Below are 22,889 nucleotides of genomic sequence, written 5' to 3' on the forward strand. Positions count from 1 at the left end.
AAGGATATATTTATGGCGGCGTGGCGCACGGCAATTATTTTATCGGTATGTTTACACGGATTAGTTTTGTTTTTTGTTGCCACATTAAAAGCACCTGACATAAAACCACAGCAATCAACCCCAATTAAAGCTTATATGGTAAGTGTGCCGGCTAAAATTAAAGCAACACAACAAATTCCTCAACAACGCGCTCATACAAATAAAAATACAGAGATCAAATCTATTGGGCCTATTAATGCAACCCAATCAAAACCACTAAATACTACTTATAAAAAAACAGAGAAAACGACTAAGCAGCTAAATACCACCACTAAAACTACCCAGCCTGTAATTTTAAAGCCTTATAAAAAGATCGATTTAAACAAAGGACTCAACAGTATTTTAAAGCAACAAACTGGCCATTCTGATACTGCAAAGAATGACCCTCAGAAACAGCGTATTACAGTCCCAAAAGAGCATGCAGGCAAGATAAAGCCACTCTTAAAAATAGAGCAGCAAAATATGCAATTTACCACTTACCGACGAGGTGATAGCTGTTTTAAAAAGGTATCCGTTGGTGCTGGAGTTATGCCAAAAAATGACTTGCCAGATAGTTATATTTTTGGTGTACAGTGCGATAAAACCAAGCTAACTGAGGCTTACGATACCGCAATGAATAAATGGCTTGAAAAGAAGTAACTACTAAAGCGCAATTAATCCTTATTAAACTGTAATTCACACAGTTTTTGATACAACGGGTTACTTGCTAATAACGCTTGATGAGTACCCGTTGCTATAATTTCCCCATTTTCCATTATTACAATTACATCGGCATGTTTTACCGTTGCCAGCCTATGGGCAATAATAAGCGTGGTGCGGTTTTGCATTAAATGCTCAAGCGCGGCTTGTACGTGGTGCTCGCTTTGGGCATCCAGTGCGCTGGTGGCTTCATCTAAAAGCAGTATTTCAGGGTCTTTTAAAATAGCGCGTGCAAGCACAATACGTTGCTTTTGCCCACCCGATAACCTAACGCCTTGCTCACCTAAAAAGCTGTTATAACCTTGCGGTAATTGTTTGATAAATTCATCGGCATGCGCATACTTTGCTGCGGCATATACTTGCTCATCGGTTGCACTTGGGTTGCCGTAACGGATGTTATGCATTACGTCGGAGCTAAATAAAATAGGGTTTTGCGCGACCATACCCATTTTATTGCGCAGAGTATTAAGCGATAAATCTTTAATGTTTACATCTTTAAATTTAATGGCTCCGCTAGCAGGATCGTAAAAGCGCTGTAGTAATTCAAATAATGTTGTTTTACCTGCGCCAGAAGGGCCAACAATTGCCACGGTTTGGCCTTGATTTATATTTAGGCTTATTTTATTAAGCGCGCTTACGTCTGGGCGAGAAGGGTAGTTAAAGCTTATATTTTCAAGCGTAATAGCAGGGCTACTACTATCATGCAGTAAATGACTATCTTGTGGGTTTAGCGGGTTTTCTATCTCACTTTTAACAGCAAGTAACTCAAGTAATCTCGCCGCAGCGCCTGCTGCACGTTGTAGTTCGCCATATACTTCAGCAACGGTTGCCACCGACATTGCAACCATAATAGCGTAAAACACAAACGCACCTAGCTCACCCCCGCTCATGGTGCCTGCAAGTACGTCATTACCACCTACCCATAACATAGCGCTAATGGCACTAAAGGTTAAAAAAATCACCACGGCTATTAAAAATGAACGTTGCTTAATACGTTTTTTAGCCACGTTAAAGGCTTTTTCGGTCTCAAGCGCAAAGGCATGTTGCTCTTGCTCTTCATGGCTATAGCTTTGCACTACTTTAATATTTTGTATGATTTCTCCGGCATAGGTACTTATGTCGGCAATGGCATCTTGGCTAGAGCTTGCGAGTTTGCGTACCTTTTTACCAAATACCATCATGGGTACAAGTACCAGTGGTACACAGGCTACAACCACTAAAGTAAGTTTTAAATTAGTGAACAACAGCATAGCTAAGCCACCAATCAACATAAGTACACTGCGCAGCGCCATAGAAAAAGATGAACCGATAATTGATTGCAGTAATGTGGTGTCGGTGGTTAAACGCGACATAAGCTCGCCACTGCGGTTTTCTTCAAAATAGCTAGGGTGCAGCGTTACAATACGATTAAATACGGCTTTTCGAATATCGTTACTGACTCGTTCGCCAATCCACGACATTAAATAAAAACGGCTAAAGGTACCTATCGCTAATAAGCTGATTAAACCAATAAGTACTAATACGGCCTGCTGTAATTGGGCCTTAGATCCTGCAATAAAGCCATGATCAATAACAAATTTAACACCTTGCCCTAATGACAAGTTAACGCCTGCGGTAACTAATAACGCAGCTAGGGCGGCTACTACCATCCATTTGTACGGTTTAATAAACGCAAAAACAGGTAATAAACTGCTAAACGCAGCTTTTTCGGATGCAGAGGTGTTTTTTGACATAGTGGATTCTTTTTAAAGGTTAAGGTATAGATATGGCACTAAGATAATAAAAATCAATACTCTTAAATGTTAGCATCAATAAGGAAACGTTATGACTACTGCAACCGTAAGTGGAGAATTTAATGTAAATCTAGCGCCAATAGAAGGCTACGCAAGCGGCCAAAATGGTATTAACTTAGGGCGTATGTCGATAGATAAAACATTTAGTGGTGTGCTTAATGCTACCAGCCAGGGGGAAATGCTAAGCGCCATGACACCAACCCAAGGCAGTGCCGGTTATGTTGCCATAGAGCAAGTGATAGGTGAGCTTGACGGCAAAAAAGGCAGTTTTGTACTGCAGCATTTTGGCACGATGGATAAAGGGCAAGACAGCCTAATTTTAAATGTAATACCCGATTCAGGCACTAATGAGCTAGAAGGGTTAACTGGCAGTATGAAAATACGTATTGAGCAAGGAATTCACTACTACGATTTTGAATACACTTTATAAAGTACACAAGGACTAAAATGCAAAAAGTAATCGAATTTAGAAAGACCCGTTTTTTGGGTGGCGTAGATATAGTCGCACTGAATGATCGCATACAGGAATTAAACCAAGATGGTTGGAAAGTAATAAACGCAGTGCCATTAACTGGCTTTTATGGGCAAGTGCACGGTTATACATTATTTATTGAAACTGACGAGCTTTAGATGACACTTTCAGTATGGTTAAGCCTAGCGGCTATCTGCATGATGGGTGCAATGTCACCAGGGCCAAGTTTAGCGGTGGTTTTAAAGCACTCACTTAATGGCAGTATGAAAAACGGTATGCTTGCCGCGCTCAGTCATGGTATTGGCGTTGGCTTGTATGCCGGTGCATCGTTATTGGGGTTAGGCGCTTTAATGACGCAGTTTCCAACTGTTTATCAAATACTAGTTTACTTAGGTGCGGCCTATTTGGCGTATTTAGGTATAAAAATATTGCTAGCAAAACCAAGTAATAACGAACTTGAAGTACAAAAAAGTGAGGTAAGTGAAGCTAAAGCATTACAAGATGGTTTTGCCATTGCGCTTTTAAACCCCAAGCTCGCTATTTTCTTTTTAGCCTTGTTCTCACAGTTTATTGACCCTCAGGCACTTACTTTAAGTGTGGGCATAATTATGTGTTTAACGGTGTTTGTCATTGATACCGGCTGGTATTTGCTGGTGGCATTATTGACCGAGGTTTCTAAAACCCGCTTTGGTTTTACTAAGCAAAACCCATGGCTTGATAAAATACTGGGTGTTGTGTTTATTGCTCTTGCTATAAAAGTTGTTATTAGCTTGTAAGATTGAGTAGAGATTATTGAAGCTTGCAGAGTGTATTTTAGTTATATAGATAAAGGATTAAAACAATGACAAAACATATTTTAAAAAGTGCATCTTTCGACCCGAAGGTTCAGCAATACTGGATGCTAATGGCCGCTTTTTTTAGTGTACTAGCGCTGGTGACTATTCCGTTGTTACCCATTGTCTTGGCGATTGTATGGCTAGTGGGCGGGCGAATACTCGCAGCTATGTCGGCTGACTTATTATCACAAAAATTGGTAGTTAAACGTGGCATATTATTTAAAGAAGAGAAATCTATTCCGCTTGAAAAAATAACCGATGTAGGTTTAAGCCAAGGCCCGTTAATGCGATTGTTTGGGTTGTACCGTTTAAGTTTTGAAACAGCTGGGCAATCAGGAAATGGCGCTTTAGTATCTTTACTTGGTGTAGTTAATGCGAGTGAGTTTAGAGAGGCGATACTTGAGCAAAAAGATGTATTGTCTAATCAAGGTAAAACGTCGCAGCAGGCAACAGAGCAAAGTGAGAAAGAGCTACTGAGAGCACTTACTTATAGTGTTAAAAATATTGAGCAGATGCTACTAGTTTTACTTGATGAAAGGCAGCAAAAATAGTTTAGCCTTAAATGTAACGAATGCTCTGCTAAGAAGGATGCTTTTATGAATAAGGGTGTCGAAAATATATTTAATAATTATCCTGAGTTAATTAAAAGTAAGCTCATAAAATTACGAGAGTTAATTTATATCGTAGCACAAGAGCAAAACTTAGGAGCCGTTGAAGAGTCACTAAAGTGGGGAGAGCCAAGTTATAGCGTAATAAATGGCAGCCCCATTCGCATAGGCTTTAAGGGCTCATCGTGTTATTTGTTTTTTCATTGCCAATCAAAGCTAGTAAGCACATTTAGAGAATTGTACTCTCATAATCTTACCTTTGAAGGAAATAGAGCAATAGTATTAAATAGTGAAAAGCTATTACCAGAACACCCACTTAAAGCGTGTATTAAATTAGCACTGACTTATCACAGCGTTAAACGCCTACCTTTGTTAGGTGCATAACTGCATGCACTTAAGTAGATGCTTAAAACACACTACATATTTGGTTTGCATCACAGGTAATAACGGTCACGTTTTCATAACCCACACGCGTTAATGCTTCTGCTCCCAACGTTGCGCGAGCACCACTTGCGCAGTGCACGTAAATTGGACGTGCTGCATCTTTTTCTATTTCCATTAGTTTCATTTCGAGTAACCCACGCGGAATATTTATTGCTCCAACAGCTGCTTTTGTTGCATGCTCTGCAGGTTCTCGCACATCAATAAGTAAACCTTTATTTTGTTCAAGCTCGAGTTTCGCTTGCGCTGCGTCAATACGGCGTTGGTTAGGTGTGATAATTTTAAGTAAATCAGGGATTGATGTAAGCATGCTTTTTTATTCCTTAAGGTTACGTTTGCGTAATAGTGTGATCATCAGATACCAGCAACTAATAGCAGTTGAATTAAGTTTATTGTAGTAAAAACAGTAAGCCATATTCATCTAGGATCAAAATATTGCAGCAACACAAATACGGTAATTATGAGTTCCGCAATTAAAAAATGAGCTATTGAGCTTTATTTAGTGTTTTATTTACTATATTCGTTTTTTCTATATTAGTAAATTCTAATGTTAGACATTAACAATGTATATATTTATACTCCAATCACTTTTTATAATAAGAGCATGTTATGGACATCGACTTTATTGCAATGGCTGGGAATGTGGCGCAGGCAGAGCAGTTATTAAAAATTTTAGCGAATAAAAATCGTTTAATGATTTTATGCTCTTTGCAAGATAAAGAAATGAGCGTATCGCAACTAAATGAAGCCGTACCTTTAGCACAATCGGCACTTTCTCAGCATTTAGCTGCACTACGAAAAGCGAATGTTGTTGCCACTCGCCGTGAAAGCCAAACTATTTATTATCGTGTAATTGACGATAACGCAGTGCAATTACTTAGCACGCTATATAGCTTATTTTGTAAAGACTAACGCTTTTAGTTGCGTCAGTAGCGCAGTGAAAGCACAAAAGAATAACCTCAGCTCTATTACTTTTGTGCTATTAATTTTTAAAATGTTTGTACGTAAATAGAGCTCGTACGAAAACAGCTACTATGCTTAGACCAAACTATAGATATGTAGCAGCATGTTATCGCAAGATTTAACTCAAGCGAAAATTTGCGGTTGAATACCAACTCAAATAAACGTAGCTATTTCATCAATAGATTTCTTATCCAGTGCATGCGCGGGTATTGTGGCATCGTCACTAGGGTAGCCTGCAATAAGTAGCATATACGGGCGCTCGTTATCTTTATCGCGACCACATATGTCGGTTAAAAAACTCATTGGTTTTGGAGTATGAGTAAGGGTTGCCAAACCAGCACGATGCAAAGCCTGAATTAAAAAGCCGGTAGCTAAGCCAACAGACTCATGCACATAATAATTCGTATTTTTATCATCGGTGCTTACGCCCCCCTTTTTTTGACTAAATACAGCTATAAGCCAAGGCGCATGTTCTAAGTAAGGTTTATTGGCGTCGGTACCTAACGGTTTTAGCGCATCTAACCATTCTTCACCTGCTCTGCCTTCGTAAAAAGAACGCTCTAGTTTTTCTGCGGCTTCTCTTATTTGTTTTTTTACATCGCTACTGTTTATAGCCACAAAATGCCAAGGCTGATGATTCGCTCCACTAGGTGCTGTGCCAGCTGCTTTTATACATGCTTCAATAATATTTTTTGGTACAGGGCGATCGCTAAAGCTGCGAATGCTATGGCGGCGTTGGCTAGTGGTTAAAAACTCGTTAGCGCGATTTAGCATTTCGTCGTGTGGGTATTCTATAAAGTCGTTTAATGGCTGGCTTTGGTGATCTTGCATGGCTTTTCGCTTCTTATAAAAAGTATATGTGGTTTTTATACCGAGTGAATACAGTGCAGGCAAGTGTTATGAGTTTAAATTATGTTTATTTGTTGTTACAAATTTAACCAGCAAGTAACTTATGTTCCTATTTTTCTTGTGGTATAAAACATTATAAAAATAATTACTCATATTCAAGGAAGTAAAAATGCTATCAATAACAGGGTTATCTAAAACCTACGATAACGGCGTACATGCACTACAAGGTGTTGATTTATCTATAGGTAAAGGGATGTTTGGATTACTTGGGCCAAATGGCGCAGGTAAATCATCGCTAATGCGTACCATTGCAACACTGCAGTCGGCTGATTCAGGTTCAATTACTTTTGATGGTATTGATGTATTTAAAGACCCACAGGCACTGCGCCAACGTTTAGGTTACCTCCCGCAAGATTTTGGTGTGTATCCACGTGTTAGTGCTTACGATTTGCTAGATCATATGGCTGTTTTAAAGGGGATTCATAATAAAGCAGAGCGTAAAGAGTCGGTTGAAGGATTACTTGCGCACACTAATTTATATCAACATCGCTCTAAAGCCGTAAGTGGCTTTTCGGGCGGTATGCGTCAGCGTTTTGGTATTGCTCAAGCGTTATTAGGCGACCCTGATTTACTAATCGTTGATGAACCAACAGCAGGGTTAGATCCTGAAGAGCGTAATCGTTTCCATAACCTGTTAGTAAGCTTAGGTGAGCAAAAAGTCGTTATATTATCGACTCACATTGTTGAAGATGTAGCAGAGCTTTGCCCAAACATGGCCGTACTGGCCGGCGGCAAAATACTATTAGAGGGCAACCCAATTGCCCTTACCGATAAACTCCAAGGCCAAATATGGCGCAAAGCCATGAGCCAAGAAGAAGCGCAAGAGCTGGAGCCACAATTACCTGTTATTTCAAAACGCTTATTTGCTGGGCAAACCATATTACATGTATTAGCAGAGCAAGCACCTGAGGGCTTTGAAGCAAGTAATGCAAACCTAGAAGATGTGTATTTTTCTACTCTGCTTAATCATCGTAACAGCCAAGTAGCATAAGGAGGCGTTATGTTTTTTAATATGCTCGCGTTTGAGCTGCGCTACTTTGTGCGTCAGCCTTCGTTTTATGTGACCTCATTAATATTCTTTTTTATGGCGTTTTTTATAAGCTCCAGTAGTAAGTTCCCGTTAGGTGGGGCGAATGTTCATATGAACTCGCCTTTCTCTATTATGCTTTTAACCGTTACATTTTGTACACTCGCTATGTTTTTAGTGGTTAATTTTGTTGCCAGCTCCGCTATTCGCAACAGTGAAAGCAAAATGGATGAGCTGGTATTTAGTAAGCCCGTTGACCCTCTTGTTTATCAATCAGGACGTTTTTTTGGTGCTTACTTGGTTGTGCTAGTTGTTTTTTTAACTGTGCCATTAGGCGTATTTTTGGGATCTCAATTTGGCTTGTTGGTTGGCTGGCTTGATAGTGAGCTAGTAGGCCCTAATAAGTTTATATATTACGCAGCGCCTTTTTTATATTTAGCAATACCCAGCTTACTGGTACTCAGTGCTATTTTTAATAGTGTGGCGGTCTATTTTAAAACCATGATGGCGGTATATGTAACGGCCGTAGTGATTTATATAACCTACCAATTGGCGAGTATCTATTTTGATGATTTAGCGTTTAGGAATATTGTTGTTTACGCAGATCCATTCGGCCTCGGTTCGTTAATTGACTTAACCCGTTACTGGACTGTAAGTGATAAAAATACCGAAGTGTTAACGCTCTCGGGCGATTTTTTAATTAACCGTATTTTATGGGTAGCAATAAGTTTAGCGATGTTTTTTGGCCTCGGAAAGTTAGGTAATCGCGTAGTAAGTAAAAAACAGAAAAAGCAATTTGCTGTCTCAACGTTTGTAAAAAATAAACAAGCAGCACTTATTAGCAGCGCTAAAAATTACAAGTCAAAAGGGGTAAATACGCAATCGCAATTAGTAATGCGCAGCTTATTTGAACTTAAGCAGGTTATATTAAGTGCCCCTTTTATGATTTTAGCGGGTGTCAGTATTACTATGTTACTCGCACCACTCTTTGCGCCTATTGGCGCGTATGGCACAACAGATTGGCCGCTTACACAAAACATGGTGGGCATTATTCAAAACTCCTCCGCTTTGTTTATGTTTATCATTATTGCTTATTACAGCGCAGAGCTGGTTTGGCGAGAACGCCACAGTGGTATGGGTGATATTGTTGACAGTTTCCCGGTGCATAACAGTGTGTTTTGGGTATCTAAAATTATTGCGTTAATCACTGCAGTTTGTGGTCTTTATTTAGTAGGCATGATGTTTACCATTGCAGTGCAACTGTTTAAGGGGCAATTTAACCTAGAGCTTGGCCAATACTTATTTAGGTTGGGTTACCTTACATTACTGCCTTTTATTATGATGGCTATATTGGCGTTCTTTTTACAAATAATTAGCCCTAATAAATACATAGGTATGGGTTTATTTATTTTGTATTACATTGCTCAAATGGTAATGGGTGCTTACGGGTTTGAGCATCATATGTATCATTTTTCGCAAAGCAGTAGCGTACCGTATTCAGATATAAACGGTTATGGACATTTTTTACAAGGCGCGCATTGGTATACCCTATATTGGGGGGCATTGAGTGTGTTTTTAGCTATTGTAGGGTTTGCTTTATGGCATCGCGGCCCGTCGCAAACATTGCGTACTCGTTTATCTTTAGTACGTTACAACATGTCTTTAAAAGGCCAGATTGCAGCCGTTATAAGTTTATTGGTATTTGTGGGCGCGGGTTATAACATTTATTACAACACCCGTGTAATCAACGAGTTTGTAACAAGTGATGATAGCGAAGCGCTACAAGTAAGGTATGAGCAAGAGTTTTCACAATACAAAGACTTGCCACTGCCTATAATAACTGATGTTGATTTAAACATTGATATTTATCCTAAAAGGCGTGCTTTAAATGCCGTGGCTAAAATTAAGTTTACCAATACCGCAAACGAGCCAATAACCCGTGTGTTAATCAACGAGCCTAGCCAATCTAAAAGCTGGGATGTAAAAATGGCGGGCGGAAAAATAGTAGAGCGTTTAACCGATTTTGGCATGGTATGGTTTGAGTTTGAACAACCGCTAATGCCTAATGAAGTACGCGAAGGTGAGCTTTTAGTTTCTCGTGAACACGACGGTTTTGTTGATAGAAGATCTGATACTCAACTCGTGCACAACGGGACATTTGTAAATAATGGAGAATTATTACCAAATTTTGGTTATCAAAAGTATTTTCAAATTGCCGATAAGTATGAGCGCCGCAAGCACGATTTACCTGAACTTGAGCGCGCACATAAACTAGAAGACAGCCGATATTATACGCAAAATGAGTTTGGGCCTGCTAATGGCTTTATAAACTATAAGGCAACGGTAACCACCGATGAGTCACAATTTGCTATTACACCAGGTTACTTAAAAAGTGAGAGTGTAAAAGACGGGCGCCGTACTTTTGTTTATGAAATGGATGCGCCTATTATAAACTTTTATTCTGTGCTTTCGGCAGAGCTTGAAAGTAAAAAAGTTGAGCATAACGGTGTAAATATTGAGGTGTACTACCACAAAGATCATGCATGGAATGTTGACCGCATGATTGAGTCAGTTCAAGACTCAATAGATTACTACACGCAAGCCTTTGGCCCGTATCAGCATAAGCAGTTACGTATTATTGAATTTCCTAAGTATCGCTCGTTTGCGCAAAGTTTTGCCAATACGGTGCCTTACTCTGAAAGTATTGGTTTTATTACAGACCTAAGAGATGAGAATAAAGTTGACCTACCTTACTATGTAACCGCACATGAAGTTGCGCACCAATGGTGGGGGCATCAAGTTTCGGGGGCCAATGTAGAGGGCAGTGCTGTTATTTCTGAAACACTTTCGCAATACAGTGCGCTAATGGTGCTAAAAAAACGCTTTGGCGCCGAGAAGCTTCGTAAATTCTTAAAGTACGAGCTAGATAAATACTTAATGGGCCGTACAGGTGAAGCCTTTGAAGAAATGCCGCTATATAAAACGCAGGGTCAGCTGTATCTTCACTATAATAAAGGCTCAGTTGCGATGATGGCTTTGTATGACCGCTTAGGCGAAAAACGCTTAAATGCCGCACTTAAAGCATTTTTGAATGAGTTTAAATACCAATCAACGCCATACCCAACCACACTTGATTTACTCAGTTATTTAAAGCGAGATGCAACACAAGCTGAACAACGTTTTATTGATGATCAGTTTAAATATATAACGCTTTATGAGCTTGAAATGAAAGAAGTGTCGGTTACAGATGATGTTGATAGCGAAGGTTTTTATAAGGTAACACTGAGCGTTGAAGCAACTAAGCAGCATGCCGATGGCCAGGGTGAAGAAACCGAACAACCACTCGATGAGCTAATTGATATTGCATTATTTAGCGATGATCCTGAAAACTTACTCGCTGAAGACTTTGTTATTTATTCGCAAAAGCATCAAATAGTGTCTGGTACCAATACTATTGAGCTAAAAGTAAAAGAAAAACCATTATTTGCGGGGGTAGATCCTTACATTAAGCTGGTCGACAAAGACAGTAAAAATAATTTAGCTAAATTCTAACGTCTATTTATTTACTAACCACTTAAGTTGACTACTTTAAAGGCCGCATTTATGCGGCCTTTATGTGTAATAAACTGTATAAAACTTCATAGCGTTTCTACATATTCCCCACAGCTTTTTACGCTAATATTTTATGTTCTCTTATAAAGTTACCTTACTGGTATTTAGTTTATAAGGAAGAGTATGAAACCATTAATTATAGGGGCGATAGCATTAAGCCTCAGTGCTTGTTCTGCGGTAACCATTCAGCCACAAGCTATCGCAAAAATTACAAGTAAAGCGACCTACGAGGATAGCCGCCCATTTTATTTATGGGGATTAGTGGGTGAGCAGCGGGTAGATGTAAAACAAGTTTGCTTAGATACACCGGTTATTCAAATGCAGTCACAACAAACGTTTAGTGATGGAGCGCTGAGTTTAATTACGCTTGGAATATACTCGCCCCATACCATTAAAGTGTGGTGCCAAGAGCAAGTACTAGGGGAGGCATTATGAGCATCAAGTTATTTGCAGCCGGTTGCACACTAATTATTTTAACTGGATGTACAAATATTTACTTTGATAACGGTATGCAGAGCAAAGTAAGCAATAAAGCACTAAAAAGCTCACGGTGGCATCATAATTTTGCACTTGCGTTGTACGAGGGATCAGAGCCGTTAGATTTAACAACACATTGCCCACAAGGGGAGTGGCAAAGCGTTCATACGTATAAATCGTTTACTAATAGTTTAGCTGAGGTGGTTGTGAATCAAATCGGCCCAGCTTGGTACCCTAAAACAGTAGAAGTACAATGTAATAAGGTACCATTTAAAGCTGAGTAATTATTATCACTATCACTCGTAACGTAGTGCATCTATAGGGTTTAGTCTTGCTGCTTTAATTGCGGGGGCTAAACCAAATATAATTCCAATCATTGATGTAAATCCGAACGATAGTATTACAGCCCATGCTGGTATATATGCATCAGGCATACTCGGGACTAAGAATGAAATTAGCCCTGCGGCGCCATACCCTATAATGAGTCCTATTAAGCCACCAAAGAGTGAAAGCACAACGGCTTCAACTAAAAACTGCAGCATAATAAAGCCAGGCGTTGCGCCTAGTGCTTTTAATGTACCAATAACGCGTGTGCGTTCAGTTACCGACACGAGCATTATATTCATTACACCAATACCGCCAACGAGTAAGCTAATGCCAACAATACCTGCAGTAATAGCGGTAGCACTGCTGGTAAATTTATCTATTTGGGCACGAGATTTTTCAGCGGTTTCAAATTCAAAGTCGTTTTCATCTTTCTCTTTTAGTTTATGTAGTTGGCGTAATACACGGGTTATTTTTGCAAGCACTTGTTCTTCGTTAGTACCTTCATTTAACCTAAACATAATTTGCACATTAGTTTGTGTACTTCCGCCTTCTAAAGCACTCATAGTACTAATTGGAATATTAATGTAATCGTCTTGGTCAAAGCCAAATAAGCTACCTTGTTTTTCAGCAACACCAATAATCCTAAACCATTCACCACCTAGTTTTATATATTCACCTACTGGGTTTTCAGGAAGGTTTAGCTTTTCTATGATTGAAGGGCCGATAAATGCGACTCTTCTACGTTTATCATCATCTTCGGCACGAATAAAGCGGCCAAGTTCAGGGTAAGTACGATACGCTTTTTGATAGTCTTGCTCAGTACCTATTACACGCGATGAATGGCTTTTATTTCCATACTCAGCCCCTCCCGAAAAACGCCAGGTAAACATTAGGGCAGTTAGCGTTTCAGCTTCTTTTATACGCGACTTTAAAGCTAAAAAATCGTCGTAGGTAAGCTTGGCATTTTTACCAACCATTTCGAGTTCAATACTGGTGTAAGGCTTTATTGTTGTTACATCTGGCGACATATCAGCAAATTGATCATTTATTTGCTTTGTAAAACCCTGCATTACTGCAACTACAGTAACTACGGCGGCAACACCAATAATAATGCCCAAACAGGTCAGTGCGCTGCGCATTGCATTAGCTTTAATAGCTGAAAAAGCGGCTTTAGTGCCTTCCATTATCGCAAGAGCTGATTTAAACATGCTGCTTGATTCCTTCATCTTTAGTTACATCACTTACCACTTTACCGTCGACTAAACGAATTACGCGTTGGCAATGATCGGCAATTTCTTGCTCATGTGTTACTAAAATAATAGTGTGACCTTCGTTATGCAGCTCATCAAACAAATCCATAATTTCGCGGGTCGTTTTACTATCAAGATTACCTGTGGGTTCATCTCCTAATAATATATGTGGTTTTGTGACTAAAGCGCGGGCAATAGCAACCCGTTGACGTTGCCCGCCCGATAGCTGGCTAGATAAATGATTAACTTTATCACCGAGACCTACCCGCTTTAGTGCTTCTAGAGCTTGTTGCTTGCGTTGTTTACTAGGAATAAAGCGATATACTAAAGGCTGCATTACATTTTCTAGTGCGGTTGCACGTGGTATTAAGTTAAAGCTTTGAAATATAAACCCGACACTTTCATTACGCTGATGAGCAAGCTCTGTCTCGGTCATACTTTTTACTAGTTTATCTTTTAAGTAGTATTCGCCACTGCTGGGTGTATCTAAACAACCGAGTAAGTTCATTAAGGTCGACTTGCCTGAACCAGAAGGTCCTATAATCGCCACGTACTCGTTTTGCATTATATGTACGTTTACATCATCAAGTGCTTTAAATACCTCTGAGCCCATTTTGTATTGTTTATTAATATGCTCAAGTTTGATTACCGCAGACATTAAGCTTCTTCCTTGTCTGCATCTGACTTAAGTTTTACCACATCACCTTCAGTCAAAAGACTTACTGGGCGCGCAGGACCAATAACAATGTTGTCGCCTTCATTTAAGCCGTCAGTAATTGCTTGCTCTATATCAGATGATATTCCAACAGTTATGGCAATTTTACTAACTGTATTATCGCTATTTAGTCGCCATACAAATGTTTTATCGTCTTCTTTTTGGATTGCTTCTATTGGAAGTTTTAAACCGTTTTCGGCAATGCTTGTTGCGATCTCTGCTCTACAACTCATTCCTGCATATAGCTGGCGCTCAGTAGTATCGAGTAATACTTTTACTTTAAACGATAAACCTTGAGAGCCGGCTTGGTTTTTAGCTGAAGTACCAATATTGATTACTGTGCCACTAAATGGTTTATTAGGATATGCGGCCGCATAAATATTCGCTTTTTGGTTAAGCTTAATACTCGCAATGTCAGTTTCATCCACACGTAGCTCGGCTAAAATAGCGCTTGGGTCTGCTACTAGCATTAAATCAGAGCCAATAATATTAGTAGTACCGGCTATAACGGTTTCACCTTCTTTAATATTTACAGATGCAAGCAAGCCGCTCATTGGAGCTCTAAATACACTTTTACTTAAGCGATCTTGCGCAATTTGTAGTGACGCTTGTGCTTGGTTGTACGACTCTATTCGTGATTCAATATCGATTTTAGCTAGATCGCGTGCGCTTTCAATGTTCTCATAGCTTTCTTGATTACCTAAACCTACATCGTATAAGTCTTTTTGTCTTTTAAGTTGTCGCTCTAGATTGGTCAGGCGTGTTCTACTATGTTTAATTTCAATCTCTGTGGCGCGAAGGATTGCTTTACTACGGGTAACTTCTGATTCAAAAGCAGTTGTATCAAGGCGCATTAACATATCGCCTTGTTTAACTCCTTGGCCTTCTTGAACAAATATTTTATCCACTCGGCCTGTCACTTCAGAGCGTAATTGCACTTGTGTATTAAAAACTAAATTACCTGAAGCCATTATTGAGTCAGCAATGTCGCCAAGCTCTACTTGAGCAATATTTACTTCGGCTTGTTTTTCATCGCCAGAAATTTGCTTTGACACAATTAGGGCTATAAATGCGCCTACAGCGAGTGTGATGATTATTGCTTTTTTCATTTTATCTATCCGTGAATTAAGTAATGTGGAGCTAGTATCTACCTCCACTTAAGAGTTAACTTGCTGCAATGATTGCCCAAATACCAAAAATAATAATTGAAGGAAGAGCAGAGAATAGGAGTGCTTTGTTAGTTGAAAAATTAGTCCAGCATTTTAAGCCGATCATTCCCAGCGCAATGCTCCAAAAGCTAAACAAGTTTATTGATTCTAATAAGCTATAAAAAGGATGGCCAATTTCAAGTCCTATTATTAATTGGTTAATGGATGCATAGCTAAATACGGCTTGTTGAGATATTTGATCTGTACTTGCACTTAGTACAAGAGCAATTGTTCCTAGGCTTGAAATAACAACTGGCATCATTGTCCAGGTAGAGAATCCATACCAAGCTCCGTAGCTATGTTCTGATGCAGGATCCTGTTTAGCCACAAGCATATAATAAAGTGCCATTAATGCATTCATGATAGCCAGCGCAATTACGCCGCCAAACAAACCAAACCATACTTGGCCTTCTGCATTTTGCTCTATACTTTGGCGAATCATTTTTTGCTCGCCAATCGTCGCATCAATAGTTGATGCTGCTACTTGCTCATTAATCAAAAACTGCATATCAACAGTGGAATAAAAAATATAAATACTCGCCATTGAAACTAAAGACATGACTATAAAAGCAAGCCATGACCAACCTCTGGCGTGTTCAACACCATTGAAAGCTTTACTAGGACTTATATAAATATCGAGTAGGGCGCTAAACGCGTTAGGTGATTTCATTATTATTCCTTTATACCTATTTTATGGCTAGGCAGTTATAAATGCCCAGTGACTAGGTAATAGAATAAAGGAAAATGTATGTATTGTTTTCATTCAATTGTAACGGTTTGTTAACAGGTGTGAAGGGGCTTGTTCAAAAATAAGAAAAGGGCCAAAAGGCCCTTCGTGTTGCAGCAAGTAACACATTCTTTCTTATAAATTAAAGTCTACAGAATAAGCAACGTAAGCTTTAATATCTGAGTCATCCATATCTGTATCAGATAAACCAAAAGTGAACCCATCTTTCGAAATTGATACACCGTAATCTAAGATATTGTCATCACCAATAAAGTCACCAGAGTAGTGGCCTAAGTGAAGTGCCATTTCAGTGCCGTTACTGCCAACAGCAAAACCGTAGTCAGCTGTCAGGTAAAGTGAATCACCAAAGTCTGTACCATCACCACTTGCAGCTGATGTTGCTAGTACTGAAGCACCAAAGGTAAAGCCTTCAACACTGATGCTACCGTAAATTTCAGAGAAATCTGCGTCAGCTTCAGAGGCTGCGTCTGGGTAAGCGTAATAAATATAGCCAACATCATAGCTAACGCTTTCGTTAATGTCGCCACCAAAGCCTGCATATAAATCAAGCTCATAGGTCATTTCATCTGCCCACGATGCATTTGAAGCCCAAGTACCTGCATAAAAGCCCGATTCATTAGCGTAATCAATACCGCCTGAAATAGCTGCATCGCCCCCAGTTTGCTCTTGACCACGCCATAAGTAGTTTGATGTTGCAGCTGCGTTTGCTGTTACTTCAGCATGTACGGCTGTTGACGTTAAAGATGTTGCGCCCATTAATGCTATAGCACTGATAGCGATTGTTTTTTTTAGTTTTAGCATGTCCATTTCCCGTTATATGATTTTTGCTCGCCAAGGTTTTTATTATGTAATCGGAACCTTTAGGCTGACGGCTTTTTATTGTTTAACTAACGGGATAATTGCACTGTATGTGCCAGCTTCATTATTTTTTATTAAAAATTATTTTTTATTTATTAAAAACATGAGCTTGAATTTTATGAATAGGATGGGGGTATAATATGAAGGAAGATGTTGCGCACATTGCTGGTGCATAAATTAACCTAGCCGCACCATAAAAGTACGGCTAAATTAGAAGATTTTAACCGAATATAGTGCGCATAAGGCTAATTGTTTCGTTTACGCTGCGACCTTTTTGTACTTCACTCACAATTGAATCACGTTTACTGCGAATATGCTCAGGAATATCGTCAGCAGCAAGTGCACGGTCTACTAATATTTCTGCAGACTCTTTACCTCTACGCTGAGTTTTACCTGTAGTAGTTGTAGTACGTTTAGGCTTGGTTAGCAGTTTAATGTAGTTAGAGTTATCTGGTGTTTTAGCATCAGCGTAGTGAAAGAAACATGGAATTAATGCTTTAATAGCAACCAATTGTTCTTCTAACTCATTACTAGGTTTAGCCATTTTGTACCATGACATAGCTTGAATACCTTTTACGATATCTTGCCAGTAACGCTCAAAATCACTATTTTTAAGTTTAGAAACACCAAGGGCACCACATAATGCATCTAATCGATTATTTGTAATCGGAGTAAATAAATCAGGGCGACGCATTGCAAGCAGTCGTGTTGCAGGCGCAAGTGTTGGTTTTTCGTTGTTGTCGGTGAATATTTTTGAATAAGCAGCAACAAATTGTTGATATTCGTATTGAGTAATATCACCTTCAAGTGGAATATTCACTAGTGCATCGTCAAAAGCACCTGGTAAATCACCAAGCATTTGATGGAAGCTCTTTGCACTTTTTGTAGATGCAAACCATTCAACGTCAAAGTTGTATGTGCTTGGATCAAGTGATGCCATGTGCTTACCGCTAAACGCAAGTAAGTCTTCAGGAATCATATCTTTAAGAGACTGTTCACGAATGCTTTTGATGTAGTCTACCAAACGAAGCTGTTCATCAAGTGCAATAACATCTTTGTGTTGTTCTACAAATACACTTACAACAGGCCACGGAGCAATACGTAAAGTTTTAACCTGTAAAAAGCTGATAGCTGAAATAAGCTGATCGTGTAGCTTCTTAAGTACTGGTAACTGCTGTGGCTCTAGTAAATCGTAGTTCATACGATCTCTGCTTGCACTTAGCAATTCGTAACACCAAGGTAAAAAATCATCAGGGTGGTTTTCTACTTTCACGGCCATAAGGTTAAGGCTTAACTCTGAAGATTGCTTCAGAATGTTCTGATAGATTTGATTTTCTTGTTCGCCTAGCGTCATTTTTGACGGTGAAATTAGCAGTTTTTTCATGCCTTGTAGAATCTCCGGTTTAGATATATATTTTTTTGCTGGTCTATTTTAGCGCAATTACGCTAATAACAACAGCGCTGTCCTCCATACGTTGCAATTGAAGTGACTAAATCAGTATTTTTGCTAATAAAATGAGACTAATGCTTTAACATGTATCAATCATTTTCATCCAGTACAAAGAGACCTTCGACTGAGGTATTAAAATGCTTTGCTATTTTTAGAGCAATTATTACCGACGGCGTAAACCGGTTTGTTTCTACGGTACTTATTGTTTTGCGCGACACGTTAATAGCATCAGCAAGTTCTTGCTGTGAAAGCCTGGCTTCTTTTCGATACTTTGCTATGTTATTTTGCATTTCCTCTCCTAATCACGATTTTGCCAAAGCAATGAAGCGCCATATACCAAGAGCATGATACCTAGGTAGAATATTGCCATAGTTGCATGCGAGACCTCGCTAGCTATTTCATTACCTTTATAAAAAACTCCAAGAAGGCAAAATATAAATGCAAAACTTAAATGTTTATAGGCATTAGTATCAATGGTGTTTAGAAACTCATCTTTATAAGCGTATTGAAAATACATTTTTAACGGAAAGCCCCCTTTAATGAGGTAAATAATCACTATAACGACATAAAAAAAAACGCCCATTCCAACAGTTAAAAGCCCTCCAATATGTTGATCTTGTTTTATTAGTGAGTAAACACAGAGAAGTAAACAAACTATCCCTGCGCTTAAACTAATCCATATGTTTTGACCCATAAATTGTTCTTCAGTTTTAATATCCTGTTGTTTCATAGTATTCATCCTGTGATAGTATTTTATTTTTTGTAACCTTTGGGTATCAATGTAACCTTGGGGTATCATCGGGTCAATACTTATTTGTAACCTAAAGGTATCAAAATGTTTCAGGAAAGATTCATATAGAACAGGTAAAGTAGTTTTAGTGGCTTTTTTACATCAACTACAATGATTTTAAGGCTAACACTCGCTATGATAAGAACATTATTTGCACGTTTGAAAGGACGATCATGAAAACCTTACTTAAAATTGTAGGTGTAATACTTTTATTATGTATAGCACTAATTGTTGCCGCACCGTTTTTAATCCCTACTGATACTATTTTTAATAAAGTGTCGCAGCAGGTAGAACAAACAACTGGGCGCACTCTTACTATTAAAGGTGATAAAACACTTAGCGTATTCCCTGCATTAAAGTTAGAACTTAACGACGTGCATTTTGCAAATATGGAATCAGGTTCGCGCGCCGATATGGCGAGTATGAAACAGCTTGCTGTACACATACCTTGGTTTTCATTATTTGGTGGTGAGTTTAAATTAGATAAGTTTGTGATAAACGAACCAAATATCCTATTAGAAACTGACAAAAATGGTAAAGCTAATTGGCAGTTATTTGATGCAGTTGCAGAGCAACCTAAAGAGCAAAGCCAATCAGGTGAAGCGATAAAGCTTCCAGATAACTTTGATATTGAGTTAGGTGAGGTTGCTATTTATGGCGGCACATTTACTTATCTAGATGGTCTAACAGGTGCTAAGCAACAAATTAGTGATTTAGAACTCGCTATTTTACTTCCATCACTTCGTAAAACATTAGAAGTAAAAGGGGGTATTACTTATATGCAGGAGCGTTTTGAGCTTGATATAAAATTAGATACTCCTGCTAAAGCAATTGAAGGTGCTACTTTTAATGTTAAACAAACCTTAGATTCTCGTTTAGTTGATTTAACGTTCGAAGGGAGCATCGCTGGGCAAGGCCAAGATATTAAAGGTCAGTTAGCACTAAGTGGTGAGTCTGTTAAACGTATTGCGAAATGGCAAGGTGTAGAGTTAGACGCTAAAGATAATGCTTTTAACGCATTTAGTGTAAACGGTAAAATGCACCTAGCAGGTGAGAAATTTAATTTAGAAGATTTAGTTGCGACGTTAGACGCATTGGAAATAAAAGGTAAGAGCGAGCTTAACCTAGGTAAGCGTTTAACTGTAAATGCTGATATTGATTTAGGTATGCTTGATTTAAATCCGTATCTACCTGAAGCAGTAGCAAAACAAGAAGAGCCAGTAGAGCAAAATGATAAACCTGCAGAGCCAATAGTATGGGATGACACTAAAATTGATCTAAGTGCGTTAAATTCACTAGATGCGAATGTAGTTATTCGTTCAAGTGGATTAAAAGCTAACGATATTAAGTTGGGCGCAAATCAATTTACTGTTGCTTTAAAAAATAGCGTTGCAAAACTAAGCTTAGATAGCTTTTCTGCTTATGAAGGGTCAGGTAAAGGGGTTATCAATGTAAACGCACAACAAGTGCCTTATAAAATATCAACTAACTTTGACTTAGCTGGTATAGATGCACAGCCTTTATTAACTGATGCGGCAGGTTTTGACAAGCTAATGGGTAAGGGTTCTTTAAATTGGAACCTAAACACAACTGGCCAAAGTCAAAAGTCGTTTATTGGTGCGCTTAACGGAAAACTTGGATTTGAGTTTGCTGATGGGGCTGTAAAAGGTGCGAATATAGCTGAGATGGTTCGTAAAGGTAAGGAACTCATTTCAGGAAACTTTGGTGCAGCGTCTGAAGGGCTGGATACCGGATTTGAAGAATCTGAGCAAACAGATTTCTCTGCACTAACTGGTAGTTTTAATTTTACTAATGGTGTTGGTAAAAATACTGATTTATCACTTATTAGCCCACTCATAAGAATATCAGGTGAAGGCGATGTTGATTTACCGCAAACAGCGGTTAACTACCGTTTGGTTACAGGCATAGTTGGATCAATCGAAGGACAGGGAACCACTGATGACAGTACTGGTTTTAAAATACCACTACGTATAAAAGGGCCTTTCCACGATGTTGGTATAAAGCTTGATGTGGGTAATGCGCTTAAAGATGAAGCTAAACAAAAAGTCGATGAGGCAAAAGAAAAAGCCAAAGACAAAGCAAAGGATAAGATTAAAGATAAATTAAAAGGTTTATTCGGTTAATCATCTATAGTTAAAACAAACAAGGCACTTATATAGTGCCTTGTTTGTTTTGTAACCACCTGTAAAATAGCTACATAGCCGTAATTACTCAACTTTAATAACCGTACGCTCTAAATTAATTAAAAAATAACCTATCACTACCCCCTCAATGCTGGTACAATTGCCCGCCCTTAAGAGACAACTCGTTTGTTTTTTGATTGGGATTTAATCGAAATGTCTGATTTTTAAACGAATTTTAGACACGTTGTAATTACTACACCGGAGGTCATTAACATGATCCAAATGCAAACTCAGCTGGAAGTTGCTGATAACAGCGGCGCTCGCAAAGTGCAGTGTATAAAAGTCCTTGGTGGTTCACACCGTCGCTACGCAGCGATTGGCGACATCATTAAAGTTTCTGTAAAAGAAGCTATTCCTCGCGGTAAAGTGAAGAAAGGTGATGTTAAAAACGCGGTAGTTGTGCGTACCAGAAAAGGTGTTCGCCGTCCAGATGGTTCTCTGATCCGTTTTGACAGCAACGCGGCTGTTATCTTAAATGATAACTTGCAGCCAATTGGTACACGTATTTTCGGCCCTGTGACTCGCGAACTTCGTAATGATAAGTTCATGAAAATCGTTTCACTAGCCCCAGAAGTACTGTAAGGAGCCAATCATGGCAGCAAAAATACGTCGTGATGACGAAGTAATCGTACTAGCAGGTAAAGACAAAGGTAAGCGCGGAAAAGTGCTTTCAGTTGTTACTGAATCTGGTCGAATCTTTGTCGAAGGCATAAACTTGATCAAGAAACACCAAAAGCCGGTTCCACAATTGAACCAAGCTGGCGGCATTGTTGAGAAAGAAGCATCTATGGATGCATCAAACGTTGCGATCTTCAACTCGGAAACGAGTAAAGCTGATCGTGTAGGTTTCAAGATTGAAGATGGTAAGAAATTACGTATCTTTAAATCTACTGGTAAAACTATCTAATAGTTGGAGTAGAATGATGGCGAAACTGCATGAAGTATATAAAGACAAAGTAGTTGCTGAACTTCAAGAGAAGTTTGGTTTCAGCTCTGTCATGCAAGTCCCTCAGATCGAAAAGATCACATTGAATATGGGCGTGGGCGAAGCCCTAGCTGACAAGAAGATTTTAGATAACGCAGTAGCGGATCTAGCAGCAATCTCTGGTCAGAAACCTCTAATCACTAAAGCACGCAAATCTGTTGCTGGCTTCAAAGTGCGTGAAGGTTACCCGATTGGTTGTAAAGTAACCCTACGCGGCGAGCGTATGTGGGACTTTTTTGAGCGTTTGGTATCAATCGCTATCCCACGTATTCGTGACTTCCGTGGCGTAAGTGCTAAGTCTTTTGATGGACGTGGCAACTACAGCATGGGCGTACGTGAACAAATCATCTTCCCAGAAATCGATTACGATAAAGTAGACCGTGTACGCGGTATGGATATTACTATCACTACTTCTGCGAAATCTGATGAGGAAGGCCGTGCGTTGTTAGAAGCGTTTAACTTCCCATTTAAGAAATAA

At 39.1% G+C, this 22,889-nt stretch carries 26 protein-coding genes; 15 read left to right on the forward strand and 11 right to left on the reverse strand.

The genetic code is table 11. The features are described 5' to 3' along the window. Positions 1-12 precede the first annotated feature (12 nt). Positions 13-678, forward strand: coding sequence for a hypothetical protein (locus tag WNY98_RS15810; protein WP_342878371.1), 666 nt, complete (start codon positions 13-15; stop codon positions 676-678). A gap of 14 nt (positions 679-692) precedes the next feature. Here WNY98_RS15810 and WNY98_RS15815 read toward each other — a convergent pair whose 3' ends face one another. After that, entirely contained in the window at positions 693-2,471 is a 1,779-nt protein-coding gene (locus tag WNY98_RS15815; protein WP_342878372.1) for an ABC transporter transmembrane domain-containing protein, read from the reverse strand. A 91-nt stretch (positions 2,472-2,562) separates the two neighbouring features. On the opposite strand from WNY98_RS15815, the gene WNY98_RS15820 reads away from it, so the two are divergent. From WNY98_RS15820 to WNY98_RS15840, 5 genes are all read left to right on the forward strand, one after another. Continuing rightward, positions 2,563-2,961 carry a DUF3224 domain-containing protein gene (locus WNY98_RS15820; RefSeq protein ID WP_024599479.1) on the forward strand — a complete coding sequence of 133 codons (399 nt, stop codon included), beginning with the start codon at positions 2,563-2,565 and terminating at the stop codon, positions 2,959-2,961. Between the two features lie 17 nt (positions 2,962-2,978). Beyond that, positions 2,979-3,161, forward strand: coding sequence for a hypothetical protein (locus WNY98_RS15825; RefSeq protein WP_024599480.1), 183 nt, complete (start codon positions 2,979-2,981; stop codon positions 3,159-3,161). Next, positions 3,162-3,779, forward strand: coding sequence for a LysE family translocator (locus WNY98_RS15830; RefSeq protein WP_342878373.1), 618 nt, complete (start codon positions 3,162-3,164; stop codon positions 3,777-3,779). It begins immediately after the preceding gene. A gap of 65 nt (positions 3,780-3,844) precedes the next feature. Beyond that, complete coding sequence (locus tag WNY98_RS15835) at positions 3,845-4,390, forward strand: PH domain-containing protein (RefSeq protein WP_342878374.1); 546 nt, start codon at positions 3,845-3,847, stop codon at positions 4,388-4,390. 45 nt (positions 4,391-4,435) lie between these two features. Further along, positions 4,436-4,831 (forward strand): DUF1801 domain-containing protein, encoded by a 396-nt coding sequence (locus tag WNY98_RS15840; protein WP_342878375.1) that lies wholly within the window; start codon positions 4,436-4,438, stop codon positions 4,829-4,831. A gap of 22 nt (positions 4,832-4,853) precedes the next feature. Here the strand turns inward: WNY98_RS15840 and WNY98_RS15845 are convergent, their stop codons facing one another. Next, on the reverse strand, positions 4,854-5,198 hold the full coding sequence (locus WNY98_RS15845) for a rhodanese-like domain-containing protein (RefSeq protein WP_024599484.1): 345 nt from the start codon (positions 5,196-5,198) through the stop codon (positions 4,854-4,856). A gap of 299 nt (positions 5,199-5,497) precedes the next feature. Between WNY98_RS15845 and WNY98_RS15850 the strand changes: the two genes are divergently transcribed. Then, positions 5,498-5,800, forward strand: coding sequence for a metalloregulator ArsR/SmtB family transcription factor (locus WNY98_RS15850; protein ID WP_024599485.1), 303 nt, complete (start codon positions 5,498-5,500; stop codon positions 5,798-5,800). A 204-nt stretch (positions 5,801-6,004) separates the two neighbouring features. Here WNY98_RS15850 and WNY98_RS15855 read toward each other — a convergent pair whose 3' ends face one another. After that, positions 6,005-6,682: a nitroreductase family protein gene (locus tag WNY98_RS15855; RefSeq protein WP_024599486.1), complete on the reverse strand. Its 678-nt coding sequence runs from the start codon at positions 6,680-6,682 to the stop codon at positions 6,005-6,007. A gap of 187 nt (positions 6,683-6,869) precedes the next feature. Here WNY98_RS15855 and WNY98_RS15860 point away from each other — a divergent pair, with 187 nt between their 5' ends. The 4 genes from WNY98_RS15860 (at position 6,870) to WNY98_RS15875 (ending at position 12,160) form a co-directional block, all read left to right on the forward strand. Beyond that, complete coding sequence (locus WNY98_RS15860; RefSeq protein ID WP_294116602.1) at positions 6,870-7,751, forward strand: ABC transporter ATP-binding protein; 882 nt, start codon at positions 6,870-6,872, stop codon at positions 7,749-7,751. A 9-nt stretch (positions 7,752-7,760) separates the two neighbouring features. Further along, the gene (locus WNY98_RS15865; protein WP_342878376.1) at positions 7,761-11,339 is read left to right on the forward strand and encodes a M1 family aminopeptidase; all 3,579 of its coding nucleotides are present in this window, start codon (positions 7,761-7,763) and stop codon (positions 11,337-11,339) included. Between the two features lie 183 nt (positions 11,340-11,522). After that, positions 11,523-11,834, forward strand: coding sequence for a Bor family protein (locus WNY98_RS15870; RefSeq protein ID WP_342878377.1), 312 nt, complete (start codon positions 11,523-11,525; stop codon positions 11,832-11,834). Continuing rightward, entirely contained in the window at positions 11,831-12,160 is a 330-nt protein-coding gene (locus tag WNY98_RS15875; protein ID WP_342878378.1) for a hypothetical protein, read from the forward strand. Before WNY98_RS15870 ends, WNY98_RS15875 begins: the two co-directional genes overlap by 4 nt. Positions 12,161-12,172: 12 nt before the next feature. Here the strand turns inward: WNY98_RS15875 and WNY98_RS15880 are convergent, their stop codons facing one another. The 8 genes from WNY98_RS15880 to WNY98_RS15915 form a co-directional block, all read right to left on the reverse strand. Next, a complete protein-coding gene (locus WNY98_RS15880) occupies positions 12,173-13,411 on the reverse strand; it encodes an ABC transporter permease (protein ID WP_076925846.1) in 1,239 nt (412 codons plus the stop codon). Beyond that, positions 13,404-14,111, reverse strand: coding sequence for an ABC transporter ATP-binding protein (locus tag WNY98_RS15885; RefSeq protein ID WP_024594267.1), 708 nt, complete (start codon positions 14,109-14,111; stop codon positions 13,404-13,406). Before WNY98_RS15885 ends, WNY98_RS15880 begins: the two co-directional genes overlap by 8 nt. Next, complete coding sequence (locus tag WNY98_RS15890) at positions 14,111-15,277, reverse strand: efflux RND transporter periplasmic adaptor subunit (RefSeq protein WP_024599492.1); 1,167 nt, start codon at positions 15,275-15,277, stop codon at positions 14,111-14,113. Before WNY98_RS15890 ends, WNY98_RS15885 begins: the two co-directional genes overlap by 1 nt. Positions 15,278-15,332: 55 nt before the next feature. Then, a complete protein-coding gene (locus WNY98_RS15895) occupies positions 15,333-16,046 on the reverse strand; it encodes a YIP1 family protein (protein WP_076925848.1) in 714 nt (237 codons plus the stop codon). Positions 16,047-16,238: 192 nt separating this feature from the next. Further along, positions 16,239-16,925 carry a TorF family putative porin gene (locus tag WNY98_RS15900; RefSeq protein WP_024591363.1) on the reverse strand — a complete coding sequence of 229 codons (687 nt, stop codon included), beginning with the start codon at positions 16,923-16,925 and terminating at the stop codon, positions 16,239-16,241. A gap of 277 nt (positions 16,926-17,202) precedes the next feature. Further along, the gene (locus WNY98_RS15905) at positions 17,203-18,366 is read right to left on the reverse strand and encodes a hypothetical protein (RefSeq protein WP_024591362.1); all 1,164 of its coding nucleotides are present in this window, start codon (positions 18,364-18,366) and stop codon (positions 17,203-17,205) included. Between the two features lie 155 nt (positions 18,367-18,521). Then, a complete protein-coding gene (locus tag WNY98_RS15910; RefSeq protein ID WP_197186171.1) occupies positions 18,522-18,722 on the reverse strand; it encodes a helix-turn-helix transcriptional regulator in 201 nt (66 codons plus the stop codon). 8 nt (positions 18,723-18,730) lie between these two features. Then, complete coding sequence (locus WNY98_RS15915; protein WP_342878379.1) at positions 18,731-19,162, reverse strand: hypothetical protein; 432 nt, start codon at positions 19,160-19,162, stop codon at positions 18,731-18,733. A 233-nt stretch (positions 19,163-19,395) separates the two neighbouring features. Here WNY98_RS15915 and WNY98_RS15920 point away from each other — a divergent pair, with 233 nt between their 5' ends. The 4 genes from WNY98_RS15920 to rplE all read left to right on the forward strand — a co-directional run bounded on the left by WNY98_RS15920 (position 19,396) and on the right by rplE (position 22,889). Then, complete coding sequence (locus WNY98_RS15920; RefSeq protein ID WP_170072840.1) at positions 19,396-21,366, forward strand: AsmA family protein; 1,971 nt, start codon at positions 19,396-19,398, stop codon at positions 21,364-21,366. 273 nt (positions 21,367-21,639) lie between these two features. Then, the gene (gene rplN, locus WNY98_RS15925; RefSeq protein ID WP_002959498.1) at positions 21,640-22,008 is read left to right on the forward strand and encodes a 50S ribosomal protein L14; all 369 of its coding nucleotides are present in this window, start codon (positions 21,640-21,642) and stop codon (positions 22,006-22,008) included. A 10-nt stretch (positions 22,009-22,018) separates the two neighbouring features. Further along, on the forward strand, positions 22,019-22,333 hold the full coding sequence (rplX, locus tag WNY98_RS15930; RefSeq protein ID WP_002959496.1) for a 50S ribosomal protein L24: 315 nt from the start codon (positions 22,019-22,021) through the stop codon (positions 22,331-22,333). A gap of 16 nt (positions 22,334-22,349) precedes the next feature. Continuing rightward, on the forward strand, positions 22,350-22,889 hold the full coding sequence (gene rplE, locus WNY98_RS15935) for a 50S ribosomal protein L5 (protein WP_010554915.1): 540 nt from the start codon (positions 22,350-22,352) through the stop codon (positions 22,887-22,889).

Source organism: Pseudoalteromonas sp. AS71 (assembly GCF_038900275.1).
Lineage (GTDB): Bacteria > Pseudomonadota > Gammaproteobacteria > Enterobacterales > Alteromonadaceae > Pseudoalteromonas.